The sequence below is a fragment of the Pseudomonas serbiensis genome (assembly GCF_030580745.1).
Lineage (GTDB): Bacteria > Pseudomonadota > Gammaproteobacteria > Pseudomonadales > Pseudomonadaceae > Aquipseudomonas > Aquipseudomonas serbiensis.
Genome location: NZ_JAUQOO010000004.1, coordinates 135716 through 148897 on the forward strand (window position 1 = coordinate 135716; position 13182 = coordinate 148897).

Consider the following 13182-nt stretch of genomic DNA (forward strand, 5'->3'; position numbering starts at 1 on the left):
TTGCTCGTGATGCGACTTTCAATCTAGCTCTTATTTCAGAATTCAGATGCGACAAAATGCTCGGTGTGATGTGTTTTCTTTAGCGCATGGCCACGCCATGTAAAGGGATTGATGCCCTCGGCGCGGGAAAATATATGCGAGAAGTGCGACTGGTCACAGAATCCGCACTCCTGGCTTATCTGCGTCAGGGTCATTTCAGTGTGCTGGATCAGGCATTTGGCGCGGGCGATGCGCTGGCAGCGGATCCATCCCTGAGGGGACAGGCCGGTGCTGCATTTGAATGCCCGGGAGAAGTAGCTCCTGGACAAGGCACAGGCGCGAGCCAGTTCGGCGACTTCGATATTTTCGCCCAGCCTCTCAAGGATCAACTGTTTGGCCAGGCGCTCGCGCCAGGGAGTAAGGCCACCGCTGACTGCTGTCTGCTTCTCGATGCCTTCCATGCGTTTGCATGTCGGGCAGGGGTATTGCGGAGCGTGGGTCATGGCAATGTCCATTATCGCGGTAGGGTGCGGATGGGTTGGCTGTGTTGTCAGCACCTTTCGATGGGCAAAAGTCTGCGCAGAGAGCGCCATTCTTGAGTGCAGGAACAGGGCTGACGAGTTAATCGTTGTTAATTTCGCAGGCGACGATCAGTCGCCATTTGCTTTTTCGCAGTGCTCTGGCCTGCGGTTTTCAGTGTTTTCTCAGCGAGTTTTCAGCCAGCCGAGAAAGCCGCCTTTCTTGATCTGGGCCGGCCTTGCCAGTAGCGCCGAATGGCTGTTCTTCTGCCGGACCGCCTGCAATTTGTGCAGCGCGTTATTGACCTGGCCGGATTGCTCCATGCAGGCCCGTGCGACGTTCTTGTCGATGCGATAAATGATGCTGGAGGTCATGGCCGTGAAGCAGGCTTCGGAAGGCGTATCGGCGAGAATGCTTTGCTCGCCCATGACTTCGCTCGGCCCCATGCGGCCTGCTTCGATCCGTTCGTTGCCGTCGGGGACCGAGGCACTGACCACTCCCGTGGCGATGACGAACAGGCAATCGGCAACCTCATTGAGATCCAGCACCACCTGACCGGCCGAGTACTGCTGCGCCGTCATGTTCTGTGCCAGTCGGTCCCGCTCCGATCCACTCAAGGAACGGAAGACTTTCACCTCTTCGAGCAGGGTCCGGGCACGGGAAGTCGGTTCGCTGCTGCCGTCTGGCTGGCGAGCGATGCCTGCGGCTTCCAGGTGGCGATGCGCAAGGTCGAAGAGTTGATTGCGCACTTCGCCTTTCTTGCCCAGGTCCGCGATAAAGCCGCTGGCCACATACTCGGACATGTTTTCGCCGGCTTCCTTGAGCACAGCTTTCGGGGCTGGCGAAAGCAACAGGCTGCTGCTGCCCTGCAAGGTGCGATCCAGTGCGTCAAGCACACGGCGTGGGCGGATATGGTTGGGGACCTGAATGCTGATCGAGACACCGTGCATGTGAGTCGGCCTGCTCAGGTTGACGATCTTGGCCTTGGCCGCTACGGAGTTGGGCACGACGGCAGTGCTGCCGGCGCCGGTCAGCAGGTGTGTGGCGCGCCAGTCGATATCGGTCACCTTGCCTTCGATACCGTCGATCGCGACCCAGTCATCGACCTGATAGGGTTTGGTGGTGTTGAGCACGATCCCGGAAAACACATCGCTCAAGGTGCTTTGCAGTGCCAGACCGACAATGATTGCCACGGCGCCCGAGGTTGCCAGAAGCCCTTTGACGGGGAGTTCCAGCACATAACCGGCCGCCGCAACCACTGCAATCAGAAACACCAGCGCGCCTATCACGTCCTGAAGAAGGCGTCCGCTATGACCGATGCGGTGCATCAAGGCCAGGCCGATCAGCACGGTCAAGACACGGGCGGCATACACCCACCAGAGAATGGCCAGTGCCGTGGCACCCAGTTGCAGCACGCTGTCATCCGGCCAGGACGGGGCCAGCAACGGGCTGATACCGGCATTGATGATGAGCGTACTGAAGGCCAGGAACAGACCCAGGCGAATGCCGACCCGAATCACTCGTAGCTGGATGGGCGACAGATGCCAGATCGACACATCGGCCAGCAGCAACAGGGCACTCCACAGCAAGGGATGGCTCAGCAGAACAGACATGATGCGACTCCGGGCATGACAGGCTGGAACCTGCCCGGTCGGGCAGGTTGTGGCGGGTGGCTGATCAGTTGCCGAGGTGGGCTTTCAGCTCGTTAGCTGCCTGGCGCATCGCGGCGCGGACTTCAGGCACCTGGTTCAGCGGGTTGAGCAGGCCGAAGTCATGGATCATCCCGTTGTAGCGCACTGCCGTAACCGGCACGCCTGCCGCATCCAGCTTGCGGGCATAGGCTTCGCCTTCGTCACGCAGCACGTCGAACTCGGCGGTCTGCACCAGTGCCGCAGGCAGGCCACGCAATTGTTCGCTGCTGGCTTGCAGGGGCGAGGCATGGATCCGGGCACGCTGGCCAGCATCGGTGGTGTAGTTGTCCCAGAACCACTTCATCATGCCTTTGGTCAGGAAATGACCTTCGGCAAATTGCTGGTAGGAGCCGTTATCGAAGTTTGCATCGGTCACCGGCCACAGCAGCAACTGGAAGCGCAGCGCCGGGGTTTGCTGTTCCTTGGCCATCAGCGCAACGACGGCTGCCATGTTGCCGCCGACACTATTGCCCGCCACCGCCAGACGGCTGCCATCGACACCGATCTGCTTGCCATGCTCGGCCACCCAGCGGGTTGCGGCATAGGCCTGGTTGATTGCCGTCGGGTATTGCGCCTCAGGTGACGGCGTGTAATCCACATACACGGCTACCGCACCGGAGCCCACCACCAGATCGCGGATCAGTCGCTGGTGAGTCGGGAAGTCGCCCAATACCCAGCCGCCGCCGTGGAAGAACATGAACACCGGCAGGTCACCCTTGAGCTTGGCAGGGCGGACGATCTTGAGGGTGATCTTCTGACCGTTGGCATCAATGGAACGCTCGCTGACCTCCACGCCCGACAGATCCACCTTGACCGAGGCCTGCGCGCCGGTCAGCACTGCACGGGCGTCCTTGGGGCTCAGTTGCTCAAGTGGCTTGCCACCGCCAGCGGCCAGTGCTTCGAGAAAGGCCTGAGTGTTGTGCTCTACGCCTGGGCTGCCAGCGGCAAAGGCGTTGTTGACGGACAGGGCGAGCAGGGTGGTGGTCAGGGCTTTTTGCAGAGTGTTCATGGGGTCAGTCCTTTTGAGAAAACGAAAGTGGTTAGCGGGTGAGGGCAGTCCTGGCTTCGGGCCTCGGCTGCACCATGGACACAGATTAATAGGGTGCCGAAAGGCGAAAAAGCGGCTATAAAGCGTTTAACTGTCAACCAGGTTGTGACAATGAACCCCTTTGAAGATATGCGTATTTTTTGCCAGGTCATGGAGTCGGGCAGTTTCACGGCGGCCTCCGACAAACTGGGCCTGTCCAAACAGTTCGTCAGCCGCCGCTTGATGCAGCTGGAGGAGCGGCTGGGCGTGCGCTTGCTCAATCGCTCGACCCGGCGTCTGGATGTCACCCCGCTGGGGCAGAGTTATTACGAGTCAGCCTTGCGCCTGCTGAGTGAAGTGGAGCAGGTCGAGCAGGGTATTTCTGGGCAGAACAGCGAACCGCGTGGCACCTTGCGTCTGAGTGCGCCACTGTCGTTTGCCGTGGCGCATCTGGGTTGTCTGCTGCCGTTGTTCTTGCAGCGCTATCGGGATGTGGCGGTGGAAGTAGACCTGAGTGATCGCCCGGTGGATCTGCTCAGCGAGGGCTATGACCTGGTGCTGCGCATTGGCGTGCTGGAAGACTCCAGCCTGATTGCCCGGCGTATCGCCACGATCGACAGGGTTTACTGCGCAAGCCCTGTTTACCTGGCCGAGCGAGGCCGTCCCGAAAGGCCGGAAGACCTGCACACCCATGATTGTTTGCCCTACGGCCATAACCGTCAGGTGCAGTGGCGTTTCCAGAGCAGTGGCAAACCCGTGAGCCTGAATGTCAGCGGGCGCATGCGCACCAATAACGGCGAGTTGCTGCGCGATGCAGCGATTGCCGGGTTGGGCATCACCTACTTGCCGACCTTCATTGTGGGGGCCGCGCTGAGCAGCGGAAGTCTGGTCAGGGTGCTGGACGATCTGCGTCCCGAGCCTCTGACGCTGTCGGCGGTTTATCCGCAGCATCGTCAGGCTTCAAGGCCGGTTCAGGCCCTGATCGAGTTCCTGCGCGAACGGCTGGAACTCAATGACATGCTTTGAACCGAGAGGGCGGTAACTGAGTCGTTTGCATATTAGGCTAGATCGAAAATGAATTTAGATAATGATTTTCAGAGTGATAAGGTTCTAAAAATACCTTTCAAACGTTGAAATCGTTATCAAAAAGTCGGTGACCGTGCATGCGGACCCAGGCTTCATTCTGATCCAGTGGAGATTGCACGTGCCCGACAACACCCTCGCCCGATGGAAGAAAAGCGTTCTGTCCGGTCTGTTCATGACGCTTGCGGCTGCCTTGACTGCCGTCCATGCCGCCGATCTGGTGGTCGGCGACCAGAGTTACAGCGCCCGTACCGTGATGGAGGCCGCGGGTGTACTCGATGATCTGCCTTATGAGCTGGAGTGGAAGCAATTCACCGCTGGTTCGCCCGTGGCCGAAGCCCTGAACGTCGGCAGCCTGGATGTCGGTTTGCTGGGCGATTCGCCCGCCTTGTTCATGGGCGCTCTGGGCGCGCCGATCAAGGTCATCGGTGTTTCGCGGCAGAATCTGGATGGCGTGGCCATCGTGGTGCGCAAGGACTCCTCCATCAAGAGCGTTGCGGATCTGGCGGGCAAGAAAGTGGCGATCTGGAAAGGCTCGTTCAGCCAGCAATTGATGCTTACTGCGCTGGACAAGGCGGGCGTGCCCCGTGATGCCGTGGAGTATCGTTACCTCAGTGCGCTGGACTCCTCCCATGCCCTGGACGGTGGTTCGGTGGATGCCATCGCGACCTGGGAGCCCTATGTCACCCAGCAGGAACGTCAGGGTGCCAGGATCATCATCACGGCCAAGGGGCTGATTCCCGCGCAGAGTTTCATTGTTGCCAACGACAAGGCTATCAAGAACAAGCGCGCCCAGATCAACGATTTCCTTCAGCGTCTGCAAGCGGCCCGCGACTGGTCGGTGCGTGATCCGAAGAACAGCGAAACCTACGCCAACGCCTGGTCGAGCCTGACCCGGGCCGATGCGGAGGTGGCTCGGCGCTGGTTCTCCCGTTCACAGATAGTTGTGGTGCCGATTACACCCGAAGTGGTGGCTGGCGCGCAGCAGACCATCGATTTTTTCAACAGCGCCGGGCTGACCAAAAGCTATCCTGCGGCCAGCGTGTTCGATGAGTCGTTCAATTCGGCGCTTAAATTGCAGGAGCAGGTTTCACGTTGATTCATCTGCTTCTTTTCGCGAATGAATTCGCTCCTGCACCCAAGGAGCGAATTCATTCGCGAAAGCTCCACGCCAAAACCCCACCCCCCCTCAGGAGCCCTTCACCATGACTTTCACTTCATTGCACTGGGGCGTCTACCGTCCACAGGTTGTGGACGGAAAGCTTGAGGCGCTGGTGCCCGCAGAGTGGGACAAGGACCCTTCGCCCATAGGGGATTCGGTAGCAGGTGCCATCGCATCGCCGACCCGTATCAAGCGTCCCGCCGTGCGCCGCAGTTTTCTTCACGAGCAAGGCGGTCGGCCCGACCTGCGAGGGCAGGAGCCTTTTGTTGAAGTGTCCTGGGACGTTGCACTGGATCTGGTCGCCCGAGAGCTGAAGCGCATCAGGGGCGAGCATGGCAATCAGGCAATCTTCGGTGGCAGTTACGGCTGGGGCAGCGCGGGGCGTTTTCATCATGCCCAGAGTCAGTTGCATCGCTTCCTCAACTGCCTGGGCGGTTATGTATTCAGCACCGACAGTTACAGCCTTGGTGCAGGACGAGTGTTGATGCCGCATATCGTCGGCAATATGGACTGGCTGCTGGCGGCGCACACCTCCTGGAAAAACCTGGCCGAGCACTGCGAGTTGTTCGTGGCCTTCGGTGGCCTGCCTGCCAAGAACGCCCAGACAAGCCCCGGTGGCGCCAGCGATCACTTGCTGAGTGAGGCTTTGCAGTCGATGTCGAAAGCGGGTGTGGAGTTCGTCAATGTCAGCCCGTTGCGCGATGACTTGGTCGGCCCTGAAAGGAATGAATGGCTGGCGATTCGTCCCGGCAGCGATACGGCGTTGATGATGGCGTTGTCCTGGATCCTGATCACCCAAGGGCTGCATGATGAAGCCTTTGTGCAGCGTTATACCGTCGGCTATGAGCGCTTTCGTGACTATCTGCTGGGCCATGTCGACGGACAGCCAAAGGACCCGCAATGGGCCGAGCAACTGACTGGAATCCCGGCCCGCCAGCTCATCGAGCTGGCACAACGCATGGCCAGCAAGCGGACCATGATCAATGTCGCCTATTCCTTGCAGCGTTCGATCCATGGCGAACAACCGTTCTGGATGACCGTGACCCTGGCCGCACTGCTGGGACAGATCGGTTTGCCGGGTGGCGGTTTTGGGCTGGGTTATGGCTGCATGAACAATACGGGCAGCGGCCGCAAGGCATTTTCCGGGCCGCGTTTCGAGCAGGGCAGCAACCCGGTCAAGGATTTCATCCCGGTGGCACGTGTCGCCGACATGCTGCTCAATCCCGGTGCGCCTTTCGATTACAACGGCCAGCAACGGCACTATCCCGACATTCGGCTGGTGTACTGGGCCGGCGGCAATATCTTTCATCATCACCAGGACCTCAACCGTCTGCTGGATGCCTGGCAGCGCCCGGAAACCATCATTGTTCACGAGCAGTACTGGACCGCCCAGGCCAGGTACGCCGATATCGTCCTGCCTGCGACTACGGCGCTGGAGCGCAATGACATCGGCAGTTCGGCTTCCGACCGTTTCATGATCGCCATGCAGCAAGCCATCGAGCCGGTGGGTGACGCCCGCGACGACTATTCGATCTTCGCCGACCTGGCACAGCGTCTGGGCTTTGCCGATACCTTCACTGAGGGGCGTGATGCGTCTGCCTGGCTGCGTTATATCTATGAACAGTCTCGCGAGCGGGCCGAAACCTTCGGCGTGCAGTTGCCGGACTATGATCGGTTCTGGCGCGAGGGCCTGTTCGAGGTGCAGTACCCCGAAACCGACATGATCCTGCTCAAGCCCTTCCGCGACGACCCGCAGGCCAACCCTTTGCCCACGCCTTCAGGGCGTATCGAAATCTTCTCCGAGCGCATTGCCGGGTTCGGTTACGCGGACTGTCCGGGGCATCCGGTCTGGCTGAACAAGCCAGCGGCCACGTTTCCCTTGCACCTGCTCTCCAACCAGCCGCGAACCCGTTTGCACAGTCAGTACGACCACGGTGCCTATAGCCGCGCTTCAAAGATCCACGAGCGTGAGCCCTTGACCCTCAATCGTATCGACGCGCAGGCCCGAGGCATTGTCGATGGCGATGTGGTCAAGGTTTTCAACGAGCGAGGGGCTTTTCTGGCCGGGGTGATTGTCTCGGATGACATTCGCCCCGGTGTCGTGCAGATCGCCACCGGAGCCTGGTTCGATCCACTGGCCCATGGCCAGAAGGGCAGCCTTGAGAAACATGGCAACCCGAACGTGATTACCCTCGATGTGGGTGCTTCACGCTTGTCTCAGGGTTGCTCGGCACAAACAGCGTCGGTGGAGGTCGTCAGGTGGGATCAGGCGTTGCCGCAAGTGACGGCCTTTGAGCCGCCACTGCTGACGTGAGGCTAATCGTTGACCTGAATGATCCCCTCACGCACGGCAAACAACACCAGGCTGGCGATATCGTGAATCCCCAGACGATGCATGACCTGAGAGCGATGGGCCTCGACTGTCTTGACGCTCAGGCCCAGGCCCAGTGCGATGGAACGAGTCGATTCGCCACGGGCGATCAGGCGCAGGATTTCCAGTTGGCGTTCAGTCAGTGAAAAGTTTCCGGATCTGCTGCCCGAAGGCTGCGTAAGGCTTTTCTTGACGGCCTGGCTGACCACCAGCGGCACGACTTCCGAAGACAGATATTGATCGCCATGCTGCAACGCCTGTAAGGCCAGTTCCAGCTCCAGAAAGCTGGCGCTCTTGAGCAGATAGCCCTGGGCACCCAGTTGCAGGCATTTCATGACGAAGCTTGAGTCGGTATGTGTCGATAGCATGAGCACCTTGCTGCAGGGCGCATGGACTGACAACTCCTCCAGTGTATGGACGCTGCATGATCGCTCCATGGACATGTCGAGCAGGATGATGTCCGGCGACAACAGGCAAGCAAGCTGGACGATGCTATCCCCATCGCCAGCCTCCCCGACGATTTCGTATTCGTGTTGTTTTTCCAGTAGTGCTCGTATACCAGCCCGAAACAACGGGTAGTCATCGGCGAGCAGAATTCGGCAAGGCATATGTACGGCCTGTGTCGCATGGGAAGTGAATAGCGGCCAACGAGTGACAGCTACGATTACTATTCTCCCGTGGGGGTTGATGATAGCCCGCTGATGGCTAGCTGCATCCATTTGCAAGACGCCCACGGGGAGGACGTCCCTATCCCGAATATCGGCGATGGCATTCCGTTAGCCATGCCGTGCGCTGTCACCAAACTGTTGGATCAGTATCGGTACTCTGGACAGCGGTTCTATCGCTTGTGCCGCGCCCATGCGAATCGCTTCCTTGGGCATGCCGAACACAACGCAACTGGCCTCATCCTGGGCGACGGTGTGGGCTCCGCTTTCGCGCATGGCCAGCAGGCCGCGCGCTCCGTCGTCTCCCATGCCGGTCATGATCACGCCCAGCGTATTGGCGCCTGCATGTCTGGCCATAGAGCGAAACAGCACGTCTACCGATGGCTTGTGCCGGTTGACCGGTGGGCCATCGAGAACCTCGACTTGATAGTGTGCCCCGTTGCGTTTGAGCTGCATGTGCAGACCACCGGGAGCGATCAGTGCCAGACCGCTGTGAACGCGATCCAGATGCCTGGCTTCACGTACTTCTATCTGGCAGAGACTATCGAGACGTCTTGCGAAATCTGCCGTGAATTTTTCCGGCATGTGTTGAACGATCACAATGCCCGGGCAGTCACGTGGCAGTTGGCGAAGAATGAATTCCAGTGCCTGGGTGCCTCCGGTCGAGCAGCCCAGTGCGACCACCCGGTCGGTGGTCCTGAACAATGGATTTACTGCGGGCGGTGCTTCCTGGACCTGCGCGCGGGCAGGTGGCCGGAAAGCGCCTGGGCGTGTGCGGGCGGCCTCTTCGATCTTGCGGATCAGATCCCCCGACAGTTGCTCCAGGCTTTGTTTCAGACCCAGCCGGGCCTTGGTGAAAACCCCCACTGCACCGGCTGCCAGTGCCTCGACGGAAACGCTGGCACCTTCCTCGGTCAGCGTCGAACAGATCAGGGTCGGAGTAGGGCGTTCGCTCATGATCTGACGCAGAAAGGTAAGACCATCCATGCGCGGCATTTCGACATCCAGAATCACCACGTCAGGCCAGTCGCGGCGCATCTTGTCGATGGCGTAAAGCGGGTCACTGGCCTGGCCGATCACTTCGATGCCGGGATGGTTTGCCAGGCAATTGGTAAGCACCTGGCGAACCAGGGCCGAGTCGTCAACGATGAATACGCGGATCACAGAATATGCCCACCTGTCCTTGAGTTCGGCATGACGGGCGGCGTGACTTCATTGCGCTGACAGTCGATCCTGCCACTCAGGCCATCTATCTGAAGGCGGCGGTAGTGCTCGCCATTGAGGTCGTGCAAGTCCACCGCCCAGTTGCGCAGGCTGAACTGTTTGCGGGCGAAGTCGCTGTTGGTGTGGCCGATCTTGCGCAGCGAGTTACCCTCGAAACGCGACAGGCAGCCACCGCCGAAAATCCCTTTGCGGTACTCGCTCGGGTTGGTGCCGTGACGCACCATGTCGGCGTGCATGCGCTGGAACACGGCATCGCCGTAGCGCGTGTCCTGATCGTTGAGCGGTGCCTTGTTGTAGCTGGCCGTCGGGTCACGGGGCAGGACGTAATGGGATACGCCCAGCAAGCGCCAGCGTGGATGCCAGAGAATGATCGATACGCAACTGCCCAGCAGGGTCGTGACAGGACCGTCGTGGCGCCCAAAGAAGTAATCGCCGGGGCGCAGGAAAATGGGTTGATTCACAGACATTCGTACACCGAGGGCCGTACCAGTCGTACGGGTAGCTCAAAACCATGAATGCTTTCGGCGTGGCCTATGAATAGCAGGCCGCCGGGACGCAACTGACAGACAAGGCGCTGCACAATACGTTTCTTTTCTTCGTTGTCGAAGTAGATCAATACGTTGCGCAGAAAGATCACATCGAACATGCCCACGTCTTCTGCCAGCGGCTGGACGAGATTCACCTCGCGCAGCGTGACCCGGTCGCGCAGGGCCGCCTGCACCCGGAAGCGTCCGCTCATGTCGCCTACGCCGCTCAGGCAGTAGCGCTGCATCCAGCCTTGGGGAAAGTACTTGGCCTGGGCGATGTCATAGATGCCTTCGTGGGCCTTGTGCAGCATGCTCAGGCTCAGGTCGCTGGCCATGATGGACCAGTCCTGTGTGGTGGCGTGTTCGCTGAGCACCATCGCCAGGCTGTAGGGCTCTTCACCCGATGAGCAGGCGGCACTCCAGATCCGCAGTGAGCCCCGGCGTCTGGCCAGCCACTGGCCGAGAAACTCGAAGTGTGGATGTTCGCGGAAGAAGTACGTTTCGTTGGTGGTCAGCAGATCCACCACCAGACGGCGTTCCTGCTTGTACATGGGCTGTTCGAGCATGTGCAGGTATTCGGTGTAACTGTCGAGCCGGTAATAACGAAGGCGTTTCATCAGGCGACCGGCAACCAGCGGACGCTTGTTCTGCGCCAGCTGGATGCCTGAAGCATCGGCCATGAGTTTTTGCAGATGGAGGAACTCGGTATCACCGAGTGTCGGCATCTTCAGTGCTTCTGACATCTCAGGTTCCCTTGAGCACAGCAAGACTGAGCTGGCGAATGTCGTCCAGTGACAACACTTGTGCAATGTTCAGAATGATGGTGAAAGTCTGGTCGCGACGAGCCATGCCGGCGATGAAGTCTGTGCGGATACCGGCCCCGAAAGGTGGGGCGGGCACCACCTGTTGCGGATCGATATCGAGCACGGCGTCCACGGCGTCCACCACCAGACCGATGCGCTGGTAGAGGTCTTCCAGCGTCAGCTCGATGATCACGATGCAGGTGCGCTTGCCGGGCTGCGTCAGCTCGAAGCCGAAGCGCGCCGCCAGATCGAGCACCGGCACCACGTTACCGCGCAGGTTGATCACGCCATGGATAAAGGCCGGCATCATCGGTACGGAAGTGACTTCGTCGTACTCGATGATTTCGCGCACCAGATCGATGGGTAACGCATATGCGGCATCGCGTACCCGAAACGACAGATGCTGGATGCTCATCGTGTCGGCGTCGGATAACAGCTCTACAGTTTGCGGAAGGCTCATGGGTCACGTCCCCCCTTAATTGAAACTGACGAACTGGCCTTCATCGACCTGCGACTTGCCTCTGGACCATGGCGGCGGCGTGCTGCTGTAGTTGTCCGAGGCGCGTGGCTGAGGTCTGGATGAAGACTGTGCTTCAAAGCGGAAGAAGCCGATCAGTTCCTGCAACTGGCCGGCCTGGGCATTCATTTCTTCTGCCGTGGCCGCCAGCTCTTCGGAGGCCGAAGCGTTCTGTTGGGTGATCTGGTTCATCTGGCCCATGGCGATATTGATCTGCCCGGCCGCGCCGCTCTGTTCCTGGGACGCCGCAGTGATTTCCTGCACCAGGTCGGAGGTCTTCTGGATATTGGGCACGATCTCGTTGAGCAGGCGTCCAGCCTGCTCGGCCAGTTGTACGCTGCTGGAGGCGACCTGACCGATTTCCTGGGCCGCCACCTGGCTGCGTTCGGCCAGCTTGCGCACTTCGGCGGCGACCACTGCGAAGCCTTTGCCGTGATCGCCCGCTCGTGCGGCTTCGATTGCTGCGTTCAGGGCCAGCAGGTTGGTCTGGTAAGCGATGTCGTCGATGATGCTGATCTTGTCGGCAATCTGCTTCATGGCCAGGACGGTGTCGCCGACAGCGCCACCGCCTTGAACGGCGTCATTGGCAGCCTTGCCTGCGATGCCGTCAGTGATCTTGGCGCTTTCAGTGTTCTGGGCAATCGAAGCGGACATCTGTTCGACCGAGGCGCTGGTCTGTTCGACGCTGGCGGCCTGTTCGTTGGCCGCCTGGCTCAGGGACTGCGAGGTCGAACTGACCTGCTCCGAGGCTGAAGACAGCGAGTCTGCGGCACTGCGTACATCACCCAGAATACTGCGCAGACGCAGGGCCATGTTCTGCATGGAAGCCAGCAACTGACCGGTTTCGTCCTTGCTGTTGACTTCAAGGTCCTTGCTCAGGTCGCCGGCCGCCATGCGGTTGGCGGCTTCCACCGCGCCATTGAGCGGCTTGGTGATGCTGCGGGTGACCAGTACGCCGATCAGCATGCCCAGCAGAGTGGCGACGGCCACCAGCACAATCATTTGCACGCGGGAGCTTTCGGAGATCGTGGTGATTTCCTGATTCGACTGTCCGGCCCGTTCTTTCTTGTAATCGACCACTTCACCCAGCATGCGGTCGACTATCTCGGACGTCGATATGGCCTTTGGCAACAGATTGGTTACCTCACTGGCTTCCTGGAGCTGGCCGCTTTGTTGATGGGCGAGCAAGAGTTGCTTGGCTACGTTTTCGTATTCGGTCAGTGGTGCCAGCAAGCCATCGACTCTGGCCTGGCCTTCTTTGGTGATGAAGCTCTCGCGGGATTTGACGATCAGAGCGCGAGTGGTTTCCAGTGTGCTGCGAGTCAGGTTGGCCGCACTTTCCCGCTCTTCCTGAGTGGTGGAGAGCAGGCTCTGGCGCATGGCGCGACCTGCGGTGATCAACTGGATATTGGCTTCCTGCAACTGGCTCATGCCCTCGACGTCGATGTCGTACATTCGATCCGAAAGCCGATTCACCTCGTCCAGGTTGCGGATGCCAAGCAAGCCAATGGTCGCGGTCAAGGCCACGACGATCAGAAAACCGAGTGTCAGCCTGACCCCTATCTTCATATTTCGGATGAACTGCATGTTTACATCTCCTGAAGGCTGAAAAAG

General features: G+C 59.6%; 12 protein-coding genes. 3 read left to right on the forward strand and 9 right to left on the reverse strand.

All coding sequences use genetic code 11. The features are described from left to right. Positions 1 to 35: 35 nt before the first annotated feature. The 3 genes from Q6A51_RS07240 to Q6A51_RS07250 form a co-directional block, all read right to left on the reverse strand. Positions 36 to 440: a helix-turn-helix transcriptional regulator gene (locus Q6A51_RS07240; protein WP_201000267.1), complete on the reverse strand. Its 405-nt coding sequence runs from the start codon at positions 438 to 440 to the stop codon at positions 36 to 38. A gap of 243 nt (positions 441 to 683) precedes the next feature. Next, on the reverse strand, positions 684 to 2111 hold the full coding sequence (locus tag Q6A51_RS07245) for a mechanosensitive ion channel family protein (RefSeq protein WP_201019368.1): 1428 nt from the start codon (positions 2109 to 2111) through the stop codon (positions 684 to 686). Between the two features lie 64 nt (positions 2112 to 2175). Beyond that, positions 2176 to 3198: an alpha/beta hydrolase gene (locus Q6A51_RS07250; RefSeq protein ID WP_304574435.1), complete on the reverse strand. Its 1023-nt coding sequence runs from the start codon at positions 3196 to 3198 to the stop codon at positions 2176 to 2178. 150 nt (positions 3199 to 3348) lie between these two features. On the opposite strand from Q6A51_RS07250, the gene Q6A51_RS07255 reads away from it, so the two are divergent. The 3 genes from Q6A51_RS07255 (at position 3349) to Q6A51_RS07265 (ending at position 7775) form a co-directional block, all read left to right on the forward strand. Continuing rightward, positions 3349 to 4242 carry a LysR family transcriptional regulator gene (locus Q6A51_RS07255; RefSeq protein ID WP_304574436.1) on the forward strand — a complete coding sequence of 298 codons (894 nt, stop codon included), beginning with the start codon at positions 3349 to 3351 and terminating at the stop codon, positions 4240 to 4242. A gap of 232 nt (positions 4243 to 4474) precedes the next feature. Continuing rightward, complete coding sequence (locus Q6A51_RS07260) at positions 4475 to 5398, forward strand: ABC transporter substrate-binding protein (RefSeq protein ID WP_304574523.1); 924 nt, start codon at positions 4475 to 4477, stop codon at positions 5396 to 5398. A 106-nt stretch (positions 5399 to 5504) separates the two neighbouring features. Next, entirely contained in the window at positions 5505 to 7775 is a 2271-nt protein-coding gene (locus tag Q6A51_RS07265) for a molybdopterin guanine dinucleotide-containing S/N-oxide reductase (protein WP_304574437.1), read from the forward strand. A gap of 2 nt (positions 7776 to 7777) precedes the next feature. On the opposite strand, the gene Q6A51_RS07270 is transcribed toward Q6A51_RS07265, so the two are convergent. The 6 genes from Q6A51_RS07270 to Q6A51_RS07295 all read right to left on the reverse strand — a co-directional run bounded on the left by Q6A51_RS07270 (position 7778) and on the right by Q6A51_RS07295 (position 13155). Continuing rightward, entirely contained in the window at positions 7778 to 8440 is a 663-nt protein-coding gene (locus tag Q6A51_RS07270) for a response regulator (protein ID WP_200999891.1), read from the reverse strand. A gap of 168 nt (positions 8441 to 8608) precedes the next feature. Next, entirely contained in the window at positions 8609 to 9661 is a 1053-nt protein-coding gene (locus tag Q6A51_RS07275) for a protein-glutamate methylesterase/protein-glutamine glutaminase (protein ID WP_304574438.1), read from the reverse strand. Then, positions 9658 to 10188 carry a chemotaxis protein CheD gene (locus Q6A51_RS07280; protein ID WP_236250234.1) on the reverse strand — a complete coding sequence of 177 codons (531 nt, stop codon included), beginning with the start codon at positions 10186 to 10188 and terminating at the stop codon, positions 9658 to 9660. Before Q6A51_RS07280 ends, Q6A51_RS07275 begins: the two co-directional genes overlap by 4 nt. After that, on the reverse strand, positions 10179 to 10991 hold the full coding sequence (locus tag Q6A51_RS07285) for a CheR family methyltransferase (protein WP_304574439.1): 813 nt from the start codon (positions 10989 to 10991) through the stop codon (positions 10179 to 10181). Before Q6A51_RS07285 ends, Q6A51_RS07280 begins: the two co-directional genes overlap by 10 nt. 1 nt (position 10992) lies before the next feature. After that, positions 10993 to 11511 (reverse strand): chemotaxis protein CheW, encoded by a 519-nt coding sequence (locus Q6A51_RS07290; protein WP_201019364.1) that lies wholly within the window; start codon positions 11509 to 11511, stop codon positions 10993 to 10995. A 15-nt stretch (positions 11512 to 11526) separates the two neighbouring features. Continuing rightward, positions 11527 to 13155 carry a methyl-accepting chemotaxis protein gene (locus tag Q6A51_RS07295; protein WP_201019363.1) on the reverse strand — a complete coding sequence of 543 codons (1629 nt, stop codon included), beginning with the start codon at positions 13153 to 13155 and terminating at the stop codon, positions 11527 to 11529. Between the last annotated feature and the right edge of the window lie 27 nt (positions 13156 to 13182).

Coding starts and splice junctions, on each gene's coding strand:
- Q6A51_RS07240 (WP_201000267.1), bottom strand. CDS start 440: ATGGAAGGCATCGAGAAGCAGACAGCAGTCAGCGGTGGCCTTACTCCC.
- Q6A51_RS07245 (WP_201019368.1), bottom strand. CDS start 2,111: ATGTCTGTTCTGCTGAGCCATCCCTTGCTGTGGAGTGCCCTGTTGCTG.
- Q6A51_RS07250 (WP_304574435.1), bottom strand. CDS start 3,198: ATGAACACTCTGCAAAAAGCCCTGACCACCACCCTGCTCGCCCTGTCC.
- Q6A51_RS07255 (WP_304574436.1), top strand. CDS start 3,349: ATGAACCCCTTTGAAGATATGCGTATTTTTTGCCAGGTCATGGAGTCG.
- Q6A51_RS07260 (WP_304574523.1), top strand. CDS start 4,475: ATGACGCTTGCGGCTGCCTTGACTGCCGTCCATGCCGCCGATCTGGTG.
- Q6A51_RS07265 (WP_304574437.1), top strand. CDS start 5,505: ATGACTTTCACTTCATTGCACTGGGGCGTCTACCGTCCACAGGTTGTG.
- Q6A51_RS07270 (WP_200999891.1), bottom strand. CDS start 8,440: ATGCCTTGCCGAATTCTGCTCGCCGATGACTACCCGTTGTTTCGGGCT.
- Q6A51_RS07280 (WP_236250234.1), bottom strand. CDS start 10,188: ATGTCTGTGAATCAACCCATTTTCCTGCGCCCCGGCGATTACTTCTTT.
- Q6A51_RS07285 (WP_304574439.1), bottom strand. CDS start 10,991: ATGTCAGAAGCACTGAAGATGCCGACACTCGGTGATACCGAGTTCCTC.
- Q6A51_RS07290 (WP_201019364.1), bottom strand. CDS start 11,511: ATGAGCCTTCCGCAAACTGTAGAGCTGTTATCCGACGCCGACACGATG.
- Q6A51_RS07295 (WP_201019363.1), bottom strand. CDS start 13,155: ATGCAGTTCATCCGAAATATGAAGATAGGGGTCAGGCTGACACTCGGT.